This window comes from Pullulanibacillus camelliae (assembly GCF_014642655.1).
Classification (GTDB): Bacteria; Bacillota; Bacilli; order Bacillales; family Sporolactobacillaceae; genus Pullulanibacillus; species Pullulanibacillus camelliae.
Genome location: NZ_BMIR01000023.1, coordinates 18,240 through 42,626 on the forward strand (window position 1 = coordinate 18,240; position 24,387 = coordinate 42,626).

The following is a 24,387-nucleotide window of genomic DNA, read 5'->3' on the forward strand; positions in this document are numbered from 1 at the left end:
ACAAAACCACGTGACAAGTTTCCGAATTAGGGTCTGGACGCAACAAAAGGCCGAGGCAATTTAACAAAAGCCAGCTCCAAAGAAACAAAAGACAGAAGCCTCTTAACATATCCCAAGCATAACGTAACAAATCAAAGCCGAAGTGAACAAATGGCGAGCAAATCCGGGGGGCAAGTTTCCAAATCCAAAGGTGAGCGTAACAAAAGGCTGAGTTAAAATAACAAATTCTATCTCAAAGAAACAAAAGATATAGGATTTTTAACACATGCCATGAGTTTATCCTTAAGAATTAGCAGCGAAAAGTTATACTTCCCTATTATAAGAAAAACCGGGCGAAAAGCATTGCCCGGTCCTTGTCCTTAGTATAGAGCATCATCCAATATGAAAGAGGCTTCGCTGCCTGGTCAAGTGGAATGGAGCGCAAGGCGCGAGATTCGGAACACTCTAAAATCGTGTGTTCCTCGGGCGCCGCTGACTCATGATGCGGAGACTAGAGCCTGCGGGAAGTGGGAGATCGGTAAGACCTTAGCAGCGCGAAGGCGCGAGGAGGCTTACACTCCCCGCGAAAAGCGAGCGGCCTGAAGCGGAAATCCGCACCGTCCTCATGATCAGAAATTTTGTACTTTCTGATCTTTTTATAAAGAGGGTACGTTAAGCGGTGACCTCTTCCTCTAGTGCCATAGATGGACCAAAGAATTCAAAGTGAATCGAGGATTCTTGCACGCCCCATTTTAACAAGCAATTATAAATAGCTTTCATAAAGGGCTCTGGACCACAAAAATAAAACTCAGCCTCTTTCGTATCTAGCACTTGTTTTAACCAAAGAAGATCAATATAGCCCTCTTTATCAAAGGCCTTATTCTCCCGATCTTCCTCGGTCGGTCTTTCATAGACTGTATAGCATTTGAATGTATCGTTTTCCTTGTCAAGGGTACGCATTTCTTCTTTGAGCGCATGGACCGACCCATTAATCGCTGCATGGATCCATGTCAGATTTTGGATAGCCCCTTGCTGTTTCCATGTTTTCGCCATGCTGGTTAGTGGGGTCAAGCCTACGCCTCCACTGATAAGTACAATAGGCTTTTTGCTTTCAAGGTTCAGTGTAAATTCTCCCGCAGGGGCACTTACCCATACACAATCGCCTTCTTGAATCTCGTGATGAAGATAGGTTGAGACAATACCATCAGGAAGTCCCTCACGCCCCGCTTCCCTTTTAACACTAATCCGGTAATATTCAGGGCTATAGGCATCTGACAGACTATATTGACGGATCTGTGTATTCGCTTGTTCGGTCGGTTGGACTCTAACACTTAAATATTGGCCTGGAGAATAAGTTGGAAGTGGACGTCCGTCCTGCGGCTTCAAATAGAAAGAGGTAATGACCTCTGACTCTGGCACTTTTCGAGCAACAATGAATGGTTTATAATCATCCCAGCCTCCACGCTCTTTAATGCCCTCACGCAATGCATTCTCTTCACCGATAAAGATTTTAGCTAACTCTCCATAAGCCTCTGCCCAAGCATTAATAATCTCATCCGTCGCCGCCTCGCCTAATACTTCTTTAATAGCAGCAAGAAGATTCTCACCGACTATAGGATATTGATCAGGGCGAATGCCAATGGAACGGTGCTTATGGGCGATTCCCTCGACCACACCTGCCAAGGTATGCAGCTCGTCAATATGTTTGGCAGCATGATAGACGACATTGGCCAATGCCTCTTGCTGACGATTTTTCTTCTGATTCGTTTGGTTAAATACATTTTTAAGTTCTGGATGCATTTTAAACATCCTTTTATAAAAGGCTTTAGTTATGTCGGTTCCATGCTGCTCAAGTACTGGAACAGTAGATTTAATGATGTCAATGGTCTCTTGATTTAACATTTCAATTCCCTCCGCTTCTTTTTTCATAACTAGTATAGCGCTTAAAGTTGTATTTAAAATACATCTTTTGTTGCATTTACATGGCTTTCTTGTGACGATTTTGTTACTTAAACTGCTCATACCTGCCCGCCAATAGGGCTTGGCATTCGCATAAATCCTTGCATTCCGATATACTTGAACAATAGAAATAGCTTGGGAGTTGAGCAATAGTGAGACTGACACAATATACGGATTATTCCCTGCGGATTCTTATTTTTCTTGGATCGCTTGATGAAGGGGAGCTCACGAACGTTCAAGACATTGCCTCGATTTATCATATATCAAAGCATCATTTGACTAAAATTGTGCATCACCTTGGAAAGCTCGGGCTCGTTCAAACCCTCCGAGGACGCGGCGGCGGCATTCGCTTGGCAAAATCTCCAAAAGACATCAACCTCGGTTGGGTCATCCGGCAAACGGAAGAGGATTTTTACATGGTAGAATGCTTCAATAAAGAACAAAATAGTTGTTTAATCAGTTCCGTCTGTATTCTTAAAGGGGTGTTCAACCAAGCTCTAAGAGCCTACATCACAACCCTTGATCAATATACTTTGGCAGACATTCTCTCCAACAAGACCACCCTCCAGCCCCTCTTTGCTGAAGGCAAAAGCCTGGATTGAGAAAAGAAGGCCTGCTTTATTTTAATAGTGCTGAAGCCTTAAGAGGCCATTGGATAGACAACACACTCCTAATGAAGTGTGTGACTTTTGCTGAATCCAGTGGTTTTTTGTTATTTTTACGTGTAATGTTTAGACCATGATTTAGAAACCCTGCCCGCAATATATAAACCTTCGCAGGTCAAATGGAGTGGAGCGCCACACCGTCCTATAAAAAAGAGACAGCCCTTTAAGCAATGCCTTTTAGGACTATCTCTTAGCATTCTATTTATTCCAGGAGGCTTGCACACCCCACCTAAAATTTTACACACACTGGATTGGGCACATGAACGTCTTTTTGCATAAGGGTTAATTTTCCGGTATCACCATCTCTAGCAAACAACACAAGATTGCTGGAATTTTGATTGGAGGCTACTAAAAACTTCTCAGTAGGATCTAACACAAAGTCCCTTGGCCATTCACCTTCGGTTGACACACGTTCAACAAGCTGGAGTCTCCCCGTTTTCTCTTCCACTGAAAAAATCGCAATACTATTATGGCCGCGATTGCCCGCATAGACGAAGCGTCCATCTGAGGATATATGAATGGCGCTGGCTTGGTTATTTTCTTCAAAATCTGCTGGCACGGCGGAAATGTACTGAACTTCAGTGAACTTCCCGTCTTCGTAGGACAAGACGATAACCTCAGAGCTAAACTCCGTAATGAGGTAAGCAAGTGAAGGGTCCTTCGGATGAAAGACAAGGTGTCTCGGGCCGCTGCCTGGACGTACCGATAAGCGATGAGCCTCCTCCAGCTCCCCACTGTCCTTCACAGTATAAGTCAGCAGCCAATCACAGCCCAGTTCACAAACGGCAAGATAATCGCCATCTGGTGTCAATCCGGCAAAGTGGGTATGGGCCTTCTCCTGCCTTGGATCAGGGCCACTGCCTTCATGCATCATAACTGAAACAGGGGCAGAAATACCTCCTGTCTCCTGATTGACCCGATAGGAGGCTACTGTACCTTTATGATAATTAGTGCTGAACACTAAGTGCCGGTCGTCATCTAAACTCACATGGCACGGCGGAGCTCCGGCCTCCTCTTCCACATTAATCCTTTCTAACCTTCCAGAGTGTTGGTCCATTGAAAAAGCTGCAACGCCTCCGTTTTTATCATCTTTTATAACTGAATAAAGAAAGCGATGGTCCTTAGTCATGTTCAAATATGTTGGATTGTCCAATACTGCTGCAACTTTCACATGCGTTATTTGCCCTGCTGAGGGATCTAATTCAAAGGTGTAAATCCCCTGACTCTCTCCATTTGTATATGTCCCCACATATCCTCTTATCATCGTCTCTCTCCTATCATGATTAATGCTTTCCGTATTTCATATATTAATTAAAACAAATCTAGCGTATAAAAAAAACCTATCTACTCTTCAAAAGTTGAAAAGGGTTATATTAGAAGACTTCAAAAGGGATACGAAGGTTCTATTTGCTTGAGCACTTTACTCTTTTAATTGATAGACTCTTTCAGTAGCTTGATCCCTTTCCATCGAAATCTAAGTGTCTCCCGCACTAAGCCCCTTGTCTGTTGATATTAAAAAACACTTGAGTGCCCTAATAAGGACCAGCCATGTTTTTTCTCATACCTATTAGGATTGGTCATATTATTTTCTTAAAACATATGCTCAATAATGATTTTCAAAAATAGTTACCGTTTCAAGGAATATTCATTTAACCACAAAAAGGCATAGACCTCCGTTTGGAATCCAAGTAAAATAAGGACAAGTATCCTTTTGCTCAAGTATTCATTCGAAGGTCTGTCTCCATAGTTTTTCTTCATTATCCTATATAGAATAGGTTCACCTTATGCCGTATAAGAGATGTATTAGCCATTGATGATTTGTGATCCATATTTTTCAAGTAGGTAGAGTAATCGAAAAATGGTGTATAGTAACAGTAATACCCCATCGACAATATCGGTCTTCAGATAGGAGTGGATAGACGTGTCACGAAAGACTACCATTAAGGACATTGCGAAAGCAGCCTGGGCGCGTTTGCACGATCAACTCACTCGCTCACTCCATTCAGACGCTTGTCATCAACGCCTAATGTTAACGCAGCACTGTAAATAAGAAAAACCGGGCGAAAAGCATGCCCGTTCCTTGCTTGGTATAGAGCATCCGCCAATATGAAAGAAGCTTCATTGCCTGATCAAGTGGATGGGAGCGCAAGGCGCGAGATTCGGAACACTCTAAAATCGTGTGTTCCTCGGGCGCCGCTGACTCATGATGCGGAGACTAAAGTCCAGCGGGAAGTGGGAGATCGGTAAGACCTTAGCAGTGCGAAGGAGTGAGGAGGCTTACCACTCCCCCGCGGAAAGCGAGCGGCCTGGAGCGGAAATCCGCACCGTCCTCATGACCAGAAATTTTATACTTTCTTTTCCTTTTTAAAAAAAGCAGCAGGACATGTTTTTCGCGCTCTTCGTCTGAAGAACCTGGACAGGTACTGCTGCTCGCTATATCATTTAAGTCATCGTCAAATCACGCACGCTCTCCCCTTTTTGCCTTGAATCTATCTGATTCTTTTCCGCCTCTTCCATTAAATACAATCAAAGGCAGCCAATCTGGCATGCTTCATCACTATGTTAAGATGCGAAAGAAGAGGGTTCATTTAGCTTCTGAAGGGCACTGACAGACTTATAAAGTACTTCTAGTAAAGCTTGGTGCATATTGTGCCGCGACTTTAATACACTCTTCCATACTGACGCTTGAAGCGATATTTTTACCCGCTATATCAAATGCAGTCCCATGATCAACAGATGTTCTTAAGAAAGGCAGACCATTTGTTATAGAAATCGTTTTATGAAAGTCGGTCATCTTAGCGGCTATATGCCCTTGATCATGATATAACGACAGTACTGCATCATATTTTCCATTTAAAGCATGGAAAAAGACGGAATCCGCTGGAACAGGACCAACAGCGTTAATGCCATCTTTGATAGCTAACTCAATCCCTGGTTTGATGTGCTCGACTTCTTCCCATCCAAATAATCCCCCTTCACCGCTATGTGGATTTAAACCAGCTACTGCAAACCTTCTGTTTTCAACACCCAACCTTTGCAGCGCTCGATCACAGCGAATCAGGTAATCATGCACTCTTTCCTTTGTCATTTGAGCAATAGCATCCTTTAGTGATAAGTGGCGGGTAAGGAAGAAAATTCTCATCCCATTCACCTCAAACATAGTTAAGGGATCTTCTGACCCCGCCAAGGCCTCAAGCATTTCTGTATGACCAATATAAGGGACTTGGGCTGCTTTTAAGGATTCTTTATTAATCGGTGGTGTAGCTAGAGCCTTTACCTCTCCTGCTAAGGCTAATTCCACTGACTTTTTGATGTATTCAAAGGCACCTTGACCACATTGAGCCGATACTTGACCGTAAACAAGTTCAGCTATATTGATATTGTTTAAATTAATCACGTCTACAGTACCACATTCATAGTGACCCTCTGCTGGTACCTGCACCTCATTGATTTTTAAATCAGCTCCGACAATAGAGATCGCCTTTTCTAGCACAGCTGCATCACCAATAACTAAGGGCTTGCACACATCATAGATCTCTTGCTTAGATAAAGCCTTCATTGTAATTTCTGGACCAATACCTGCTGGATCTCCCATGGGAATTGCAACAATTGCTCTGTCATTTGCCATTTTCTTGTCCTCCTAAATGGTTCTAATTTATAATGCTATAGATAAAAGCTTTATTTAGTGTTTCAATCGTCTTTCATTTCACACTTTTGTTTTTTCAATCAAAGTATTTTGGGTTAATAAATACTTAACACTTGTATAAATGGCCTTCTTATCTCCGGCCATCCCACCTTTGGTTACAAGGGGGATGCCATCTAAATGACCGCCTATAAATTGACCATAAGCCACTAGAGGAAGCACCTCATCTCTCAAACGAATCCCTTCTGCACTCCCTACGGAACACAGAGATGCGGTGACATCACCACCACTCGAAAAGCAACCGCCAATATCCTGATCTGTGCTTTGAATGACAAGACGCGTTATTTTTGCCAGACCATCAGCAATGCGTTTGGCCAAATAGTCTTGGGTTTGCCCTTCCCTTTTCACTATCTCTTCAAGATTTAATTGCTCATCACCAAGGGGAACTGTTGTAATAACAATGATGTCTTGCCTAATGATTTCTTTTAAAGCTCTTTTTACAGTGCTATCGATTTCTTCATCCCAAGACTCCGATGCACTTGCCAATTTTTCAGCATTGACATAAATAGGCTCTGCCTTTATTTTTTCAATTAAATACTGCATTTGTCTTTGACTATTAGAAGTAACACTCCCTACAGTGACAATGATTTTTTTATTTCTAGAACGCTGACTTGTATAGGCTTTAGAGTAGGCCGCCGTTAACGGACCTGGATCCGCAGGAATCATGAGATAATCTTTAATGGATACCATTGCCTGCGCAATCTCTTCAATCTCTTCATTGGTCACCGCATCTATCACGATAATACGATTTTTCTTTTCAATATGCTTCTGAAGTGCTTTGAATATTGCAGATGCCCCAGCCAGTACGGTATCCAGTCCCATGTGAGAGACAGCATAGTGACTTTGTTTCTGAATAATGCTCGGTATATAGGATTGCGTTAGTGGCCTCACAGGATCCTTGGCAACATCCGTTGCCTGAACAGGCACTCCATCAACCAGTAAATAGCCTCCTGAGGAGATTCTCCCTGAATCAGGGTATGATGCGACAACCACAGCAATTGACCTTTCCCCTAATCTATTGAGGACACTCTCCAACTCCACACCGATGTTCCCTCTCACCGTACTATCAATGCGCTTACAAATAACATCAGCCTTCCAATCCTTTAAATGGTCGAGCACTCTATTAACTCGCATTCGAGCGACTCGCTCGTCGGCATACCTGCTATCTGTATCGACGCAAATAGCATTGATCGACGCCGCCAAAATAGGCTGATCATAATACACCATTGTTGCTGCTTGAAAGCCTTGTTTTGAAAGCCTCACCCCTGTTGCATTAGCACCTGTCAGATCATCGGCGATAACACCAATCTTCATTATCCTCTCCCCCTCGAGCGATGACTAAAGTGAGCTGTTCTTTTAATAGTGAAGCATAATGCTCAGGCAAGTCCTGGTCAGTGATCATGCCATCAATCTGAGAAAAATCACAAACCTTTGCCAGTGATTTTTGATCAAATTTACTTGAATCTGTCACTAGCCATGTGGCTCCAGCAGCTTCTATCATGTGTCTCTTTATTAAAGCCTTCTCAAAGGTCGGAGCGGTCACGCCAGCCTTACTATGGACAGCATGTGCACCCAAGAAAAAGAGATCAACATGAACATGATTTAAAATCTGTTCCGTTAAGGGCCCGAATAAAGCACCCGTGTTATTCTGGAGCTCTCCCCCAGAGACAATCACCTTTATCGCACTATCCATGAGTTCAGCGGCGATCTTAATATCATTCGTAATGACCGTTAATCCCTGTTTTTGTTTAATCAATTTGGCAATTTCAAGCGTTGTTGTTCCAGAATCTAATAGAATGGTTGAATGCTCTTGAATGTAACGCGCAGCGCCTTGAGCAATATGCTGTTTCTGAGAACTATTCTTGCCTTCCTTAATATGAAAAGATGTTTCAGTAATCAACGACTTGTTCAGAACCGCTCCTCCATGGGTCCGGATGATCTTCTTTTCGGCCTCTAAGTGACTTAAATCCCTGCGAATAGTCATCGCCGAAACATTCAATTGTGACGCTAATTGATCAATATCCACCTTCTCATGTTTACTCAGTTCATTTAGAATTAAATACCTTCGTTCTACAGGCTGCATCGTCATCACCTTGTTCATTTCAAACATTTCTTATTCGCATTATGTTCATTTAAAACATATTTGTCAATAAAAAATTTTATGATTTATTTAAAAATACTACTCATTCCAAAGCGAGATAACGCTTCTCTTAATTTTGAGGTAGACTAACTCCCTCTAAAATGAACCATAGCAAAGGCCATACCTACTGCTTTCCATGATAGTTCCCGATACAATTCAAATAACCGATAAGCAGCTTGGCTTTCACCGCTACATTCGTGTTCCTGATATGTTTTTTAAAATCACCTGTTTAAAGCTGCCCCTTTGGCAAACCTCAGGGTAGCGAAAGTCAAAACCTGAATGTTATGCGCTCATCCTTAGAGAGCGTCAGCAAAAAGTTGTCATAGCACATAAAAAAGATGACCCCTGCTCCAATAACAGAAACCATCTTCTTAAACTCCACTGTCTTTAAAATTTATAGTTCTGACTTTATAGATCATCAAAAGAAAGCCTTTATAAATGAAAGGTTTGAGAGGTCAGCATACAGAGGAGATCCAACGCATAGATTGTTAGTCGTCTATTATGAATGGATTACAACGATGAAAGAGTGATTGGTTTTAATTTTGGGCAATATGATCATCTATATCTGGGCTCCCAGTATCATTTAAAACCATTGGTTTAATCTTTGTTAAAAACAAGAGTACCGATAAAATGGCGAAAACCATTGTACAGCCACATAAAGTAAGCGCAGCTGCAAAACCAAAATATTGAGCAACAAAACCTGTGATAGCTGGCGAGGCAATTGAAGCCACAGCTCCAGCAGTATTCATAATGCCACCTAATGATCCAGAAGTCCCTTTTGGTGCTAGATCCTGAGGAATAGTCCAAAGAATTGCTGTTGATGCTGATTCAGCAATCATCGCGATGACTAAGAGCCAAGCTGCTACGGTTACGGACTGCACAAAGGCGGCAGCCACAACTACAACTGCTATGAGTTGGGCGATCACAAGCATTGTTTTCTTCACCTTATTTACATCCAATCCTTTTCTAATAAGATAATCACATAATATCCCAACGAGCGGTTGAGCCAGCATCCCTCCAATCCAAGGAAGGGTCGCATAAAAAGCAACATGCCCCAGATTCATATGTCGTTCCGTGATTAAATAGCTTGGCATCCATGTCAGATATAGGTAATAAACATAGTCTTGAAAAAACTTAATAAAAATGATAGCCCACGTATTACGTTGTTTTAACAATTGACCAAAAACACGTCTATCATTTTTTTCAACAGGCGCATTGCTAACCTTTTGCAGCTTCTTTTCATTAAAAGTAAAGAACCAAAGCACAACCCAAATTAAACTACAAATCCCTGTAATAATAAATGCAATCCGCCAATCTGGATGAGCCTGAGTTCCCATCCAAACCATGAGACCAATCATGATGCTAGGCGTAAGCGCATAGCCCAATCGCAATCCAGCTAAATAAATCCCTGTAGCTGTTCCCCGTTTTTTCTCTTCAAAGTATTCCGAAATGATCTTTGTCGCTGCAGGAAAGTTAGCAGCTTCACCTATTCCAACCATTAACCTGCTCGTAAATAAGAGACCAAAGCCTCGAGCAAATCCTGTTAAGGCTGAAGCAAGTGACCAAATCACCCCCGCTATGCCATAAACCTTCTTTGTTCCTACTTTATCCGATAGAAAGCCTGCTGGAATATTAAATAAAAGATAGGTCCAGCCAAACGATGAAAGAATTATTCCCATAGTCCCTAAGCTGAGATGCAAATCCCTTTGAATAAATGTATTCGCCTCAGATAGACTTGAACGATCAACAGCATTTACCAAGGTTCCTGAAAATACAAGGAAAAGTACCCAAATCTGTGCTGGTCTAAAATAGGCCTTCATTCTGTCCCCTACCTTCTAATAAGTTTCAATCATGCGACCCGATTGGAAGCGTTTGCAAAATAGGCAAATAACGCTCCCTTCCTGCCTTAAAAGAAGTATAATTATGAGTTTTAGAAAAACAATGGGCCACTCTATCTCATCGAAATACTTGATTCTATTAAAACATTCAGAGTGACCCACGCATTTACCACCCATAACTTTACGAACTAGGAAATGGGATATTGAGATCATCACCCAGACGCATTAATTCATTGATGACTTCATCGGATAACGAAAGCTTTTGATGAAGGTGATTGACAAAGCTCCTAAAACGCCGTTCACCTGGATATAATATTTCTTCATTTTCTGCTTGTCTCGGTGATTGTTTTATTTCTGCTAATAATTGATGAAGGTTAGAAAGGTAAACCTCTCTATCTAGCATTTTCTCAATGTGAATGAGAATAAAACAATGTCCAGTATTTGTCGGTCTGCCGTCATCATTATACATATTATTGATATGAGGCCCAAAGGCTGCACCTGTTAAAATACCTGATAAAATTTCAACGGCTAGCGCTAAGGCATAGCCTTTCGGTCCACCCAGAGGTAAAAGTGCCCCTTCTAAAGCTGCTTCCGGATTTGTTGTCATGCCTCCCTCTCGATCTATAGCCCATCCTGCGGGAATCGACTTGCCCATTTTTTTGGCTAAGATAATTTTGCCACGCGCGACCACACTTGAAGACATATCGATGATAACAGGCGCGCCTGATCGTGTCGGAAAGCCAAAAGCAATCGGATTTGTTCCAAGATAGGGCTTCTTTCCTCCCCAGGGAGGCATCGCAGAAGGCGTATTGGTCATTGCGATTAAAGCCATGCCTTCCCTGCAAGCTTTTTGACAATAATATGCTGCTGTCCCAAAATGATTACTGTTGCGAATAAAGATGCCTAATATCCCGTGTTCTCTAGCCATGGGTATGGCTTGATTCAAAGCATAATCTGAAACGAGATGACCTAAGCCATTATCCCCATCTACTTTTAATAAGCCACCTTTTTTCTCAATTTTGATGTCAGGGCTTGCCTTGATTCGCCCCTCTTTCAGTCGCTTAGCATAAATGCCAATACGACTGAGACCGTGACTAGGCGTTTCTTCTAAATCTGCGCGAATTAAAGACTCACTGACAACAGTGGCGCCGTGCTTTGACAGGCCCAATGCCATAAAAATATTTTTACTAAATGCTTTTAAGTGAGCAATAGAATATTCCCTTTGAGTCATATCATTCCCCTACCTCAGGTTAAAACGTATCAGGCGCTAGGATAAAGCTTTGTCATCACAAACTCCTTATGTCCAAGTGCTTCAGCTGCAGTGAATCTCCCGTTAACCGTCCGAGTCAAGCACTCCATCAACATGTCTCCTGCATCGGAAAGAGTAATGTCCCGAGAAAGCAAACCGCTTACATCGACATCGATATGCTCACTCATCGTTTTTGCTGTAATCGGGTTAGCTGTTAATTTAACTACCGGTTCTATGGGGTTGCCTACAACATTCCCTTGACCTGTTGGGAAAAAGTGAATAACGGCACCACCTGCAGCCATTAATGTGACGCATTCTGCAGCAGCAGAAGAGGTATCCATAAAATACAATCCCTTACCATTTGCCGGTTTTTCTGCGGGCTTTAGCACCCCAATAATCTCTTTTGTTCCTGTCTTTTCTATATTTCCTAAGGCCTTCTCCTCAATCGTAGATAACCCCCCGGTGATATTCCCCTGTGTCGGCTGTGAGCCTAGCAGATCCACACCCTGCGAAACGATAAAATCAACATAGGAATTGTAGGTTTCCATAAACTTCTCTTTCAAAGCAGGCGTTGCCATGCGATTAGCAATGAGGTGCTCACCACCGGTTAACTCTGAAGTCTCTCCAAAAAACACGGTTCCTCCTGCATCAATGACTCGATCGACGACCTGAGCAACGGTTGGGCAGGAGCCTAGACCTGTCGTTGTATCCGATTCACCACATTTAATGCTTACTGTTAAGTCTTCTAGTTTAATAGGTTCTCTTTGTAACTCAGAAGCCCATTGTACAAATTCTTTGGCCTTCCAGGAGGCTTGGCGGATCGTTTCAAGATCCCCATTACGCTCGATAGAAAAAGCGGCAACTGGCTTTCCTGTTTCGGCTATACCATCCGCTATTTTTTTCGTCCAATTCTCTTCTATACCTATAACCACAACCGCTGCTACATTTGGATTAGAGCCGATCCCGATCATTGTTCGAAAATGCAAAGCCAGATCCTCGCCATATTGCAAGCGACCGTAAGAATGGGGAAGCGCCAACGTTCCTTGAATATTGTTTCCAACGGCTTCACATGCCGCATTGGAAATGTCATCTACTGGAAGAATCACTACATAATTTCGAATCCCAACAGCACCATTTTCTCTCCGATATCCTGTTAATGTTTCCATCTTTACCACCTCAATGTTTTTAGATTGTGAGTATGGACATAGTCGCCTACCTTAAGACCGTTCGGGGCAAATCCAATGGGAACTTTATATTCAATTACCTTAGCCTCTTCTTCCACATTCGCAATGGCTATTTTGTGTCCCAAAGGAATTGCAGCCTTTGCACGTACATCGATCGTCGTGTTATCATCCATGAACACGCCTTGAACTTTTTCATTAGCAGCAATGTCCTGAACGGCAACACCAACATGATCCCCTTTGTAATGAATAAGAAATTTGTGCATGTCTATCCCTCCCGAATGATAATAAAATTATATTTAAAGCAAGCACTAGGCTTGTTTTAAAACATGGAATTTGCTAAATGGTACGGTGACCCAACCACTATAGGAAAAAAGGCAAGCTTTACAGCACCTTGTGTTTAACCCGCGCCTTCAATATACCTTTAGAAATTGCCCGATAAAGAAAACGTAGCTGCACCGTTTCACTGGTAATTTCTGAGGTGATTTTTCAAAGCACATGCTAAAGGTGCCACCAAGCCTTAATGGTCCAAATCAAGGTTTGTACTTGCTGATGCTATACCGATTGTTGCCAGCCTATAATGAACATAGTCTGATCCTTTATACACACTTTCAAAGTAACACTAGGGAGAGCGCTGCCTCCCTTTTTTCTATCGTCTTATTGCGATTTTATCAAAGCCTTTTCAACACTTTCTAAGTGTTTCAGCATCCTGCGGATGGCTTGATCGGGGTCCTTTTTAGCAATTGCCCGAATGATGTCCTGGTGCTCTGAAATTGACTTAAGCGACCTACCTGGTATCTGAATAGATTTCCTTCTACTTTCCTTCAATAAATCTATGAGGTTATACATAAGGCGTTTTAAAACAGAGTTACCAGAGAACTCTGCAAGCAAGAGATGAAATTCTTGGTCAGCTTTAGCAATATAATCAAAATCATTATTTTTCTCAGCAACTTCATAGGCATTGTTTGTGACCAGCCACAATCGCTCAAGCTGCTCATCCGTTATTCTTTCAGCTACTGACTCGACACTTTTTGTCTCAAGGAGCTTCCGGATTTCAAATAATTCTTCAATTTGACTATCCGTAATAAAGACCGAAGCCGCCCATTGTTCCATAGAAGTATGCTCATTCGCTACGAATACGCCCTGCCCATGCTTAATCTCTACATATCCCAGGGTGGCTAGAATTTTATAAGATTCACGAATCGTATTCCGACTCACATTAAGCAACTCTGCTAATTCCCTTTCGGAAGGCATTTTCTCCCCCGATTTTAGTTTATGTTCAATAATTAAATCCTTAATATAATCAACGACCTTTTTTGAAATGGTTGTCTTTTCAAACATCTTAGGTTCATACATACGAGTCAGTCCTTTTTAAGTTATACGGCACAAAGTGACCTGCGCCCATCCAGTACCTTATTCACTTCAGTAGCAACCAACAGCGAGGTTCTAACTTGTGATTCCTCGGTTAGACCCGCAATATGCGGTGTGAGTATTGCTTTATTCGTTTCGATTAATGGATGATGGTTTGAAGCGGGCTCTTGCTGTAGAACATCCAAAATCGCCTTGGAGATCTGTCCCGCTTTCAATGCATCGGCTAGATCTGATTCATTCACTATTCCACCACGTGACGTATTGATCAAACAACAGGAAGGCTTCATGATGGCAAATTCACTTGCCGTCAACAAATTTTTTGTTGCTTCTGTTAGAGGAACATGAATACTTATGTAGTCAGATGCCTGAAGCAGTTCCTCAAATGTGCTTAATTTAATCCCCACCTCAGCAATAGGGAAATCGTATGCCATGATAAAAGGATCATAGCCAATGACCTGCATGCCAAATGCCGTTGCACGTTTAGCAATGCGCCCTGCAATTTCCCCGACACCAATGAGACCTAAAGTCTTTCCATATATTTCACGACCCGTAAACTGTTTTCTATTCCAATTCCCTTGCTTTACATCCCGGCTGGCCTCACTAAATGTACGGCTTACTGAGAGCATCGCCCCCATAACATATTCTGCAACGGAAATCGCATTGGCATTTTTGGCATAGACTACAGTCAAATGGCGCTGTCGACAAGCCGCCAGATTAATATTATCAAGTCCTACACCTAGACGCCCTATCACTTTTAAATGCGGAGCATGACGAAGAAGTTCCTCATCCACTTGCGTTTGATTACGAACAATCAATCCATCAACATCCTTTAGTTTTGCTAAAAGGCGCTTTCGGTCTCTCCATAACTCCTGATCATAGTCAACAGCACATTCGTTCCCAAGTGCTTCAATGCCTTCCTCCCACATCAATTCCGTGATTAATACCTTCATCATTTTTAACCTCCAAATACTTTTAGTAAAAGCCCTTTCATTTGGTTGGAGGTCAGAGGTCCAACCACTTACAGCCTATATTGAATCACATTTCTCATACTCAGTCAACCCATTAATTTAAAAAACTCCTATTATAATAAATATTAAAACAATTAGCATTAAAACGATGCCTTCGAATTTGTAAAATAACTATCAGCACTGTCTAATTGATACCAATGTATTCACTTTGAATGATTTTATGAATACATAACTGCTTTAGAAAACAACGTATCAGCAATAACACCATAATAAGGGTGTCGGAATCGGTGATATTCTCCACGTTCCAAGCACCCTATCGTATCATTCAAGTTCAACCATTTGACTTAGAATACATCTCAATTCTTTTGTGTCAATCCATTCCCATTGATCTAAAACCTTGCAGTGCATTAAATGCCACTCTATCTTTCAGGTTTTAACCCTACAAATGCTCACACACTTACTTTTAATGCTTCACCTTTGAATAGCGTCTTACGCGCAGAAGTGCCTGCTCCGCATGGCCTGCAAAATTTTCAAGCTGGCATAATCTTGCGGCATATTCACCAATATAAGCGCTGGCTTCAGGGGTGACCTTTTGATAGGTTACTGTTTTGATAAATTTCCCTACCCAAAGCCCACCTGTATATCGAGCGGCTCCTTTTGTCGGTAAAGTATGATTTGTACCAATCACTTTATCCCCATAGGCTACATTTGTTTCCGGACCCAAGAAAAGGCAGCCATAATTGGTCATATGCTCTAAGAAGTAATCCGGATTCTTTGTCAATACCTCAACATGCTCATAGGCAAGTTTATCAGCCTCTGCCACAGCCTCTTCAATATCCTCGACAAGCAATATTTGACCATAATCATTCCAAGAGATGCTTGCAACGTCGGCCGTTGGTAATACCGTCAGCTGTCTCTTAATCTCTTTAATAGTTTCATAGGCTAGAGCTTCAGAAGTGGTTATCAGTGCGCAGGGCGATGTCGGACCATGTTCGCCTTGTCCCAAAAGGTCTGTTGCGATCATTTCGGCATCTGCCGTTTCATCGGCGATCACCAATGTTTCAGTTGGGCCTGCAAATAAGTCAATTCCTACACGTCCATATAATTGGCGTTTGGCTTCGGCAACAAAAGCATTACCAGGGCCAACAATCATATCGACCGGCTTTATGGATTCAGTGCCAATTGCCATTGAAGCCATGGCCTGAATACCACCTAATAAGTAGATTTCATCCGCTCCCGCTAAGTACATCGCCGCTATTGTTGCGTTGGGAATCTCTCCATTGATCGGTGGTGTACAAGCTATCACTCGTTTAACTCCTGCTACCTTAGCTGTTAAGACACTCATATGTGCGGAGGCAACCATGGGATAGCGCCCACCTGGAATATAACATCCCACACTATTCACTGGAATATTTTTATGCCCTAAAATGACTCCCGGACTATTTTCCACTTCAATATCATTTAAAGATGCCAGTTGCGCTTCTGCGAATTTACGAATATTATGCTGAGCAAATTTTATATCATCAAGAACATCTTGAGGTACTTTTTCGACTATTTCCTTGATTTGCTGATCAGATAACCGAAAGGAATCTGGAGACCATTTATCAAATTTTTCCGAGTACTCCCTTACCGCTTTATCTCCGCGATTCTCAATGTCTTTAATGGCTTCGGATACAATTTTAGAAATCTCTACATCCTTTTTGGAGACATCCTCTTTAGATGTACCTGCTTTTATAACCTTCATCGTAAGCCCTCCTCCATAATGAATACGTATACAATTTTGTTGAATACGATTACACCATACCACATGATGAATACGTATGCAAATTTTTGATTTTGAAGAAAACTCCTTCAACTGAGCGCATGTTGGGTCTATCCAAACAAAGCTTTCTCTCTCGCATCAGGAGTTATAAGCCCTTCTAAAATGCCAAACTAAGTTGTTTTTCTTTCAACCAATCTTCCTTGTACTTCTATATTTCCTGATACACCTGAGTATTCTTTGATTTCCGCCATCATATAACGCACGGTTTGCTCTACCATTTCAACAATGGGCTGTTCCCAAGTTGTTAAGCTGTTTGTCGGCCAAGCCGACATGTCAATATTATCGAATCCTATTACTTTTGTTGTTTCAGGAATAGATATACCATTTTCCCGAAGGGCCCCTAACACGCCTAATGCCATAATATCATTTGCAACGAAAATACCCGAGGGGACCTTATTTTCAGTGACCATTTGTTGTCCGGTTGTGTACCCGCCGGCAAACGTGTAATCCGATGTATATTTTTTATAATGAACATGATGCTTCTTTAGTACTTCTACAAACCCCATTTCCCGTTCTCTACTCGTTGAAGTATCATGATTTCCTGATATATACACCATGTCCTCACAACCTTTTTGGATTAAAAATTCAGCAATGTGTCGACTCGCTTCATAATTATTTGTACAAACAGAGAAGAAATCCTTCATTCCCGCTTTGCGATTAAAAAAGACGAGTGGGATCTTATTTGCTTTAAAGTCCTCCGTCACCTTTAAAGACAAGGTGGCATCTGTGATAATAACTCCCGCTACTTTATAGTTTAAAAGGGTCATTATGTCATCCTTTTGAATTTCATCATTGTTCGTGTGGACAAACAAAATACTATAGCCCAAGCGTTTAAAGGCCGTAGCAAATTCCTTTAAAACATGTGGATAAAACGGATTTTTTACACCCTTCATGACCAGTCCAATAATTTTTGTCCTGTTTGTTATTAAACTGCGCGCGAATTCATTTGGACCATAGCCCAATTCCTCAGCAGCAGCTAATACTTTCTTTTTGGTCCTTTCTGAAACCATAGCTCCTTCGAAAAACACTCTAGATACCGTGGATTGGGAAACTCCTGCTAATTTGGCCACGTCCTTAGCTGTAACTCCTTTTCTCACGATCACTTCACAACCTCTTTCAAAGATTATTGCCGCATCTCTCAAGTAATATATAGTCCCAATGGAACAAGTAATCAAACCCTGCTCTAGCAACACAACTATCTTCTCTCATTATATAATAATCTTAAGCAAAATGGATAACTTCCTTTTCCCTTTTATGTACAAGCACTTCTATATCCCTTGACAAATTAAACAGGAATGGGTAATCTATAACAAAATTAATGAATACGTATTCAAAATAAAATAGTGCCACAACCAATAAAGGGGGTTAACAAATCAGAAAAAAGGTATTTTTTTCACCTATTATGAATACGTATTCAAAAGTGTTAGATTGAAGATTAAGAAGCACCTTGTTCCCGACACACGCACGGTCATTGCATTGAGAGAAAAATGCTACCGATAACAGTGCAGGATTTATTGACTTACAAACAAAAGAAAGCACTTACAGATTAAATCTATGAGTATATTGGACACAGTCAGCAAGAAGAGGCTATATTTCTATAAACTGAGGTGAATAAAATGGTTAAAGCAGGCAGGGTCCGCTGGATGGTTATGTTCTTAGTATTTTTAATTACTACAGTGAGTTATCTAGACAGAACGAATCTTTCCGTCTCAGCTCCCGTCATTACAAAGGAATTACACATTACACCGATACAACTGGGTGTTATATTGAGTGCCTTTTCATGGGCATATGCTCTCGCCCAAATCCCCGCTGGTTTTATAGCTGGTTGGCTCCGACCCCGTAAAACCTTTCTTTATGGACTTCTAGCTTGGGCTATTATTTTAATTTTGACAACAACAGCGACTTCCTATGGCGCATGGATTTTTTTCCGTATTCCTTTTGGCATAGCCGAAGCTATCACTTGGCCTGCAGCATCGGTCCTACTCAGCCGCTGGTTCCCTCGAGTAGAGTATTCTCAAGCCATGTCTCTACAAAATCTAGGGCTCGTAATCGGCGCCGCTGTATCGCCCCCTATCGTTTCATTCATTCTCATTCATTGGGGCTGGCAAGTTGCTTTTATTATCACAGGACTTATCGCTGCTTGTTTAGGCATCTTTTTCTATCTCTTTGTGAAGGATAATCCTGAAGAAGATAAGAAGGTCAGTGCAGCTGAATTAAAATGGATTCAAAGTGATCAAGTTGACATCTCAGATGATACCCCGGCACCGAAAGGATTCTTCTGGAAATTAACAAAGCTTCCCACTTTATGGTCAATTGGCATCGCAAATTTTGGACTGGATTTTATTAATTTTATGTTCCTGACCTGGTACCCTTCTTATTTGAGTGAAAAATATCATATGTCATTAAGTAAAATGGGGATATTAGGAATGGAGCCCTATATTTTCGGGCTATTTACAGTTTTAGGCGCAGGTGCTTTCGTTCGGCGCTTAGTAGACCGAGGAATGGATTCTGTTAAGGCCAGAAAATGGGTGATTTCCTCCGGACTTATTTTAGGAACAATTGCTTTATTTGTCGCCTCTTATGTTACCAATATGTATTGCTCTGTTACTGCAATGTCACTAGGCTACGCCTTTGTTATGTCCATCCTCGGTCCCATGTGGTCTGCACCAGCAGAGATTGCAGGCAAAAAAGGCGCTGGGTATGTGAGTGGTTTTGTTAACTTTATAGGAAATATTGGGGGTATTCTCTCGCCAATTTTAATGGGATTTGTTTTAGAAAAAACAGGCACTTTCACACCTGCTGTCTTTACTGCCTCAGGCATAACTTTAACCTGTCTCATTCTCTTTTTACTCCTGTACCATGTCAAGAGAGATCAAGAAAAAATGGTTCAATTTCATCAGTCCCATAAAGCTGCCTCCCAACCACTTGCTAAACACAATCATTAATTATTGATGACAGCATGAAGAGCCATTGTCCGCACTATGCTTGAGCAAAGCTGACCAACAATGGCCGTGCTAAAAGCAGTCTCCACGGGAAGCTTCTCATGGACACTGCTTTTATTTTGTATATGAAGGGGAATAACAATAACAATAGACTCTACCTCTTTTTAATGCGCATCGTTAAAAAAGAGCCTCTCCTTATTATTTGCAGACTATTTCCCTACCATTTTACCGTGCATAAAGTATGATTTTTATGTTCAAAGGCACATATAACAAAATTTGCTTTACAACGACTCTATTTCATATAATATAATGGAATTGTTACCCCTTTTTTATATCCCAACCCAGTCTAATCGTCATAATTATAGTTATTTTTTAAACATTTCGACCAATCCATTTCAAATGCAAGAGATTCACTATCAATGCTAAAATTATATAACAAGGTTTATATCTTAAAAAGTTATAGAGGTGAATTAATGAATAATAACAACATGAGAAGAGATATTAAAACGTTTGCCTTAACTATGACTGGACTGGGTTCTATTATTGGCTCTGGATGGTTATTCGGAGCTTGGAGAGCTGCTGAGGTGGCCGGACCAGCCGCTCTTATTGCATGGATTTTAGGCACACTCATCATACTGTTTATTGGACTCACGTACGCAGAACTTGGAACCATGTTTCCAGAAGCAGGTGGTATGGTGCGCTATGCACAGTTTTCCCACGGGTCGTTAACAGGATTTATTTCTGGTTGGGCGAACTGGATTGCAATCGTTTCCGTTATTCCAGTTGAAGCAGAGGCCTCTGCGCAATACATGAGCTCCTGGCCGTTCGATTGGGCAAAGGCGTTATACAACGGACAGGACTTATCAGCCACAGGACTTCTGATCGCAGCGGTCTTGGTCGTTGTCTATTTCCTGTTTAACTACTTCACCGTTAAGCTCTTTGCTCGCGTCAATACCACTATTACGATTTTCAAATTTATTATTCCGGGATTAACCATCCTCGGACTTTTAATCGCTGGCTTTCACAGCAAGAATTTCACCCATTACAACGGATTTATGCCACATGGGTGGGCTGGCATTTTAACCGCTATCGCAACTTCTGGTATTGTCTTTGCCTTTAACGGCTTCCAAAGCCCTGTTAATATGGCTGGAGAGGCCCGCAATCCACAGCGTTCTATTCCCATCGCTGTTATTGGCTCAATTCTTATGGCCGGTGTGATCTACATTCTTTTACAACTTGCATTTATCGGTGCAGTCAAGCCAGATATGTTAACTCATGGATGGGAGCATATTCAATTAAATTCTCCTTTTGCGGACCTTGCCTTAGCATGGGGATTGAACTGGCTGGCCCTTCTATTGTTTGCTGACGCCTTTGTTTCTCCATCAGGAACAGGAATGACTTATACTGCAACCACAGCACGGATGATCTATGGGATGGAGCGCAATGGCTATTTCCCAAAGGTCTTTGGCTTTGTTAATCCAAAGGTTGGCGTGCCACGTGCAGCCATGTGGCTCAATCTTGTCGTTTCCTTTATCTTCTTATTTCTGTTTAGGGGATGGGGCTCACTTGCTTCAGTCATATCTGTTGCGACCTTAATTTCTTATGTTACAGGCCCGATTTCTGTCATGGTCTTCAGACGTTACGGTGATGATATCGTCAACCGCCCGCTCAAGATCAAGGGTATGCAAATCATCGCACCAATAGCCTTTATCATGGCCTCCTTGATCTATTACTGGGCGCAATGGCCGCTCACAGGTAAAGTCACCTTGATCATGGTCATTGGCTTACCGATTTACTTCTTCTACCAAGCCAAAGCCAATTGGAAGGGATTTGGACAGGATCTAAAGGCTGGACTTTGGCTAGTGATCTATCTGATCTACATGGCTTTCATTTCTTGTATCGGCAGTTCAAAATTCCACGGTCATAACATCATTCCTTACGGCTGGGATTTCATCATCATCATTATATCAGCTTTAATTTTCTATTTCTGGGGTATCCGCAGTGGCTACTTAACAAAGGACCTGAAAAATGGCTATCAGCCAAATCAGGGTGAAATGGATGCTGGTCGATAAAAAGAAAGCAACTTTTATCTAGAAAATCACAGGTTAAGGCCGCTACAAATACAGGATGACAAAAACCAAAACGAGAACCTAACCGTTCTTGCGATCACATTTAGCTGGATAACAGAAAGAGGCTGCTCGAATGAGCAGCCTCTTTTCACTATTTCTTCCATGTCATGTTCCAACTGAACTGCCATTAGCGAAAACGATTTGGCCTGAAATATAATAAGAATCATCAGAAACAAGCAATACATAAATAGAGCTAATTCAAAGGTTGTCCAGGTCACCCCATAGGAACCTCGGTTCCAAGACACATAACCCTTTCTGCTGTAAAGGGTGAAGGAATAAGCGGTGTCCAAGTAGGCCTAGTCGCTACTGCATTCATCCTTATACCTTGATTCGCCAGAAAAAGTGCTAGAGACCCATCAATTGAACTGGTCAAAGTGCCTTTTATTGTGAGTTCAGCCCTTCCCCTTGATTAAATTGATCAATCCATCGTGCAGAATGAAGATAAGCAGGATAACCATTACAAGTATCCCACTCTGTGCTATGTACCTCAAACTGATTTATGAGACCGATCATTAAAAAACGGGCTTTTAATGACTTTACTGGGAGTATTCTTATTATGTACATGAATAAAAAGTGTCAGGTCGTAATAGGATGTAAAAGCTTTTGTTACCGTCCATTTTGACAAAAACCTGACATTTACTGTCTTTTCCACTTGAGTTAATCTAGGCATTTGCTATAATTTAGTCAGACATTAGCACTTTAGACTTATTTGCAAGCAGGTAACTCCTGCACAATGCCTTGTGTCATCAGGTTTGTTTGCAGGATTTCCTGAGGCAACCTCATCACTATTGGTTTCAAGCAGTGACTTTCGACTTCAGTCTAAAGAGCCATAGCGAACTGATAACGATTCCTTTTTAAAACACTTTTAGATCACCGGGTGCATTAGGAATAAATGGCTTTATCAGGAAGGATAAAGGAGGTTGCATGCTCTTGCATGACGTTTTTCACATCATTAACACCATTAATACAGAGCTGCCTCAATACATCACCCTCTTTGGAAAGAAAATCTACATTCTTTTATTTATTGTTATATTTGCCAAAACCGCTTATGTCGTTCTAACCTTTTTACCGGGGGATGCCACCTTATTTGCTGGAGGGACTATCGCAGCCAGTGGAGAGCTCCATTTTCATATTCTATTTGTGCTCTTTTTTCTTGCGACGGTGGCCGGCGATGCCCAAAACTATTTGATTGGTAAACTTGTAGGTCAGCTTCATAAAAGTAAAACATCCTTTTCTATAAACAAATTTATCTCGCCACATGCTATTAATAAAACGGACGCCTTTTTAACTCAGTACGGCAAGCTTGCGATTATGTTTTCCCGCTTCGTACCTTTACTCAGCACTACCTTACCCTTCATCAGCGGGTTCACTGGGTACTCTTTTAAACGGTTTATTTCATACAATGCACCGGGTGCAGCTATATGGTCCTTTACCTGGGTAGGCGCAGGTTATCTGATTGGTAATATCGCCTGGGTACAGCGCCATATGTTTATTTCACTGCTATGCATTACACTGCTCAGCCTCGTGCCCCCAGCAATTGCCTTTATCATTGAATATACCAAAAAAGTCACAACGGCCACGGAAGTTACAGAATCATAATCCCTGTGGCCGCTTTTTTATTTGTTTCTCTAATAGGATGACGAAAAACGCCCTCCCCTATCCAAGGGATGGCGTTTGAAGCATTTACACAAGGCTGTAAAAGTCACTTCAGCAAGGGTATTCTACCCCGATACTTTTCTACTAAGCGTTGATTGTGGACGTCCGCACCATCTATGTTTCCACTTAAAAAGACAGGTGGCTCGGTGCCGCGGTCGGCCAAGATGGTGACGGCCTCTGCTAAGATAGCGTTGATAATAACTGCGCCGACAACCGTTGACGTTGGGCCAAAAGGGACACTCACCTTATCATACGATAGAGCAGCATCTCCTTTTGTTGAATAGTTATCAATCACTAGATCAACAGAATTAAATAAGTGCTTGCCACTGTTATGTCGCGAGGGCTGACTTTGAGAATATTCCAATGATGTGATGCCAATGACAAAGGCTCCCGCCGCTTTTCCTGCTTGCGCCACATCAACAGGAACAGGATTACGCCCAGAAGTTGAAATAACAAATAGAACGTCATCCTTGCGAATATCCTGATCCTTCATAAATTTAGCCGCTAAACCATTTTCCCTTTCCAACTGTGAGGAACGTAGAGCTCCCTCATGAAGCATTAAGGGTTCATATAGAATAGGGTGAATGGGAACGAGGCCACCTGCACGATAGCAAACCTCCTCGGTTAGTATGTGTGAATGTCCACACCCAAACAGTTGAATAATACCGCTCTTTTGAATAGCGTCTGCTACTTTTTCAGCGGCTTCTCTCAACCGACTCATTTCGTGCTTTTCAACAGCGTTAATCTTTTCTCGTGCTATATCAAAGTATTGTGATAACATGGCT

19 protein-coding genes are annotated in these 24,387 nt (G+C 41.8%); 4 read left to right on the plus strand and 15 right to left on the minus strand.

Going from position 1 to position 24,387, the window contains the following annotated elements; all coding sequences use genetic code 11:
• Nucleotides 1–651: 651 nt before the first annotated feature.
• Nucleotides 652–1,881 (minus strand): NO-inducible flavohemoprotein, encoded by a 1,230-nt coding sequence (hmpA, locus tag IEW82_RS17205; RefSeq protein ID WP_188697581.1) that lies wholly within the window; start codon nt 1,879–1,881, stop codon nt 652–654.
• Between the two features lie 209 nt (nt 1,882–2,090).
• Between hmpA and IEW82_RS17210 the strand changes: the two genes are divergently transcribed.
• Nucleotides 2,091–2,540, plus strand: coding sequence for an RrF2 family transcriptional regulator (locus IEW82_RS17210; RefSeq protein WP_188697583.1), 450 nt, complete (start codon nt 2,091–2,093; stop codon nt 2,538–2,540).
• A gap of 292 nt (nt 2,541–2,832) precedes the next feature.
• On the opposite strand, the gene IEW82_RS17215 is transcribed toward IEW82_RS17210, so the two are convergent.
• The 13 genes from IEW82_RS17215 to IEW82_RS17275 form a co-directional block, all read right to left on the minus strand.
• Complete coding sequence (locus tag IEW82_RS17215) at nt 2,833–3,867, minus strand: lactonase family protein (RefSeq protein ID WP_188697587.1); 1,035 nt, start codon at nt 3,865–3,867, stop codon at nt 2,833–2,835.
• A 539-nt stretch (nt 3,868–4,406) separates the two neighbouring features.
• The gene (locus IEW82_RS17220) at nt 4,407–4,553 is read right to left on the minus strand and encodes a hypothetical protein (protein ID WP_188697590.1); all 147 of its coding nucleotides are present in this window, start codon (nt 4,551–4,553) and stop codon (nt 4,407–4,409) included.
• A 664-nt stretch (nt 4,554–5,217) separates the two neighbouring features.
• Nucleotides 5,218–6,231, minus strand: coding sequence for a 4-hydroxythreonine-4-phosphate dehydrogenase PdxA (gene pdxA, locus IEW82_RS17225; RefSeq protein WP_188697594.1), 1,014 nt, complete (start codon nt 6,229–6,231; stop codon nt 5,218–5,220).
• A 78-nt stretch (nt 6,232–6,309) separates the two neighbouring features.
• Nucleotides 6,310–7,620, minus strand: coding sequence for a four-carbon acid sugar kinase family protein (locus IEW82_RS17230; protein ID WP_188697597.1), 1,311 nt, complete (start codon nt 7,618–7,620; stop codon nt 6,310–6,312).
• A complete protein-coding gene (locus IEW82_RS17235; RefSeq protein WP_229672746.1) occupies nt 7,595–8,407 on the minus strand; it encodes a DeoR/GlpR family DNA-binding transcription regulator in 813 nt (270 codons plus the stop codon). The genes IEW82_RS17230 and IEW82_RS17235 overlap by 26 nt, the downstream gene beginning before the upstream one ends.
• Before the next feature lie 575 nt (nt 8,408–8,982).
• On the minus strand, nt 8,983–10,266 hold the full coding sequence (locus IEW82_RS17240) for an MFS transporter (RefSeq protein WP_188697601.1): 1,284 nt from the start codon (nt 10,264–10,266) through the stop codon (nt 8,983–8,985).
• 199 nt (nt 10,267–10,465) lie between these two features.
• The gene (locus tag IEW82_RS17245; protein ID WP_188697605.1) at nt 10,466–11,515 is read right to left on the minus strand and encodes an Ldh family oxidoreductase; all 1,050 of its coding nucleotides are present in this window, start codon (nt 11,513–11,515) and stop codon (nt 10,466–10,468) included.
• Between the two features lie 29 nt (nt 11,516–11,544).
• Complete coding sequence (locus IEW82_RS17250) at nt 11,545–12,699, minus strand: UxaA family hydrolase (protein ID WP_188697607.1); 1,155 nt, start codon at nt 12,697–12,699, stop codon at nt 11,545–11,547.
• A gap of 2 nt (nt 12,700–12,701) precedes the next feature.
• Nucleotides 12,702–12,980: a UxaA family hydrolase gene (locus tag IEW82_RS17255; protein WP_188697611.1), complete on the minus strand. Its 279-nt coding sequence runs from the start codon at nt 12,978–12,980 to the stop codon at nt 12,702–12,704.
• Between the two features lie 391 nt (nt 12,981–13,371).
• Nucleotides 13,372–14,070 (minus strand): FadR/GntR family transcriptional regulator, encoded by a 699-nt coding sequence (locus tag IEW82_RS17260; protein ID WP_188697615.1) that lies wholly within the window; start codon nt 14,068–14,070, stop codon nt 13,372–13,374.
• 20 nt (nt 14,071–14,090) lie between these two features.
• Nucleotides 14,091–15,038, minus strand: coding sequence for a hydroxyacid dehydrogenase (locus tag IEW82_RS17265; protein ID WP_308422171.1), 948 nt, complete (start codon nt 15,036–15,038; stop codon nt 14,091–14,093).
• Between the two features lie 478 nt (nt 15,039–15,516).
• Nucleotides 15,517–16,797, minus strand: a complete 1,281-nt coding sequence (hisD, locus tag IEW82_RS17270) for a histidinol dehydrogenase (RefSeq protein WP_188697618.1) — start codon at nt 16,795–16,797, stop codon at nt 15,517–15,519.
• Nucleotides 16,798–16,985: 188 nt separating this feature from the next.
• Complete coding sequence (locus IEW82_RS17275) at nt 16,986–17,978, minus strand: LacI family DNA-binding transcriptional regulator (RefSeq protein WP_188697621.1); 993 nt, start codon at nt 17,976–17,978, stop codon at nt 16,986–16,988.
• Nucleotides 17,979–18,491: 513 nt separating this feature from the next.
• On the opposite strand from IEW82_RS17275, the gene IEW82_RS17280 reads away from it, so the two are divergent.
• The 3 genes from IEW82_RS17280 (at nt 18,492) to IEW82_RS17290 (ending at nt 23,545) form a co-directional block, all read left to right on the plus strand.
• Nucleotides 18,492–19,820: an MFS transporter gene (locus tag IEW82_RS17280; RefSeq protein ID WP_188697625.1), complete on the plus strand. Its 1,329-nt coding sequence runs from the start codon at nt 18,492–18,494 to the stop codon at nt 19,818–19,820.
• A gap of 470 nt (nt 19,821–20,290) precedes the next feature.
• The gene (locus tag IEW82_RS17285) at nt 20,291–21,889 is read left to right on the plus strand and encodes an APC family permease (protein WP_188697627.1); all 1,599 of its coding nucleotides are present in this window, start codon (nt 20,291–20,293) and stop codon (nt 21,887–21,889) included.
• A 987-nt stretch (nt 21,890–22,876) separates the two neighbouring features.
• The gene (locus IEW82_RS17290; protein WP_188697629.1) at nt 22,877–23,545 is read left to right on the plus strand and encodes a DedA family protein; all 669 of its coding nucleotides are present in this window, start codon (nt 22,877–22,879) and stop codon (nt 23,543–23,545) included.
• A gap of 103 nt (nt 23,546–23,648) precedes the next feature.
• Here the strand turns inward: IEW82_RS17290 and IEW82_RS17295 are convergent, their stop codons facing one another.
• Nucleotides 23,649–24,383, minus strand: a complete 735-nt coding sequence (locus IEW82_RS17295) for an SIS domain-containing protein (RefSeq protein ID WP_188697633.1) — start codon at nt 24,381–24,383, stop codon at nt 23,649–23,651.
• Between the last annotated feature and the right edge of the window lie 4 nt (nt 24,384–24,387).

Excerpts from the sequence above, each read along its gene's own strand:
- pdxA (WP_188697594.1), bottom strand. The coding sequence starts at position 6,231 with ATGGCAAATGACAGAGCAATTGTTGCAATTCCCATGGGAGATCCAGCA.
- IEW82_RS17220 (WP_188697590.1), bottom strand. The coding sequence starts at position 4,553 with ATGTCCTTAATGGTAGTCTTTCGTGACACGTCTATCCACTCCTATCTG.
- IEW82_RS17255 (WP_188697611.1), bottom strand. The coding sequence starts at position 12,980 with ATGCACAAATTTCTTATTCATTACAAAGGGGATCATGTTGGTGTTGCC.
- IEW82_RS17240 (WP_188697601.1), bottom strand. The coding sequence starts at position 10,266 with ATGAAGGCCTATTTTAGACCAGCACAGATTTGGGTACTTTTCCTTGTA.
- IEW82_RS17250 (WP_188697607.1), bottom strand. The coding sequence starts at position 12,699 with ATGGAAACATTAACAGGATATCGGAGAGAAAATGGTGCTGTTGGGATT.
- IEW82_RS17295 (WP_188697633.1), bottom strand. The coding sequence starts at position 24,383 with ATGTTATCACAATACTTTGATATAGCACGAGAAAAGATTAACGCTGTT.
- IEW82_RS17265 (WP_308422171.1), bottom strand. The coding sequence starts at position 15,038 with ATGATGAAGGTATTAATCACGGAATTGATGTGGGAGGAAGGCATTGAA.
- IEW82_RS17245 (WP_188697605.1), bottom strand. The coding sequence starts at position 11,515 with ATGACTCAAAGGGAATATTCTATTGCTCACTTAAAAGCATTTAGTAAA.
- IEW82_RS17260 (WP_188697615.1), bottom strand. The coding sequence starts at position 14,070 with ATGTATGAACCTAAGATGTTTGAAAAGACAACCATTTCAAAAAAGGTC.
- IEW82_RS17215 (WP_188697587.1), bottom strand. The coding sequence starts at position 3,867 with ATGATAAGAGGATATGTGGGGACATATACAAATGGAGAGAGTCAGGGG.
- hisD (WP_188697618.1), bottom strand. The coding sequence starts at position 16,797 with ATGAAGGTTATAAAAGCAGGTACATCTAAAGAGGATGTCTCCAAAAAG.
- IEW82_RS17235 (WP_229672746.1), bottom strand. The coding sequence starts at position 8,407 with ATGAACAAGGTGATGACGATGCAGCCTGTAGAACGAAGGTATTTAATT.
- IEW82_RS17285 (WP_188697627.1), top strand. The coding sequence starts at position 20,291 with ATGAATAATAACAACATGAGAAGAGATATTAAAACGTTTGCCTTAACT.
- IEW82_RS17280 (WP_188697625.1), top strand. The coding sequence starts at position 18,492 with ATGGTTAAAGCAGGCAGGGTCCGCTGGATGGTTATGTTCTTAGTATTT.
- IEW82_RS17230 (WP_188697597.1), bottom strand. The coding sequence starts at position 7,620 with ATGAAGATTGGTGTTATCGCCGATGATCTGACAGGTGCTAATGCAACA.
- hmpA (WP_188697581.1), bottom strand. The coding sequence starts at position 1,881 with ATGTTAAATCAAGAGACCATTGACATCATTAAATCTACTGTTCCAGTA.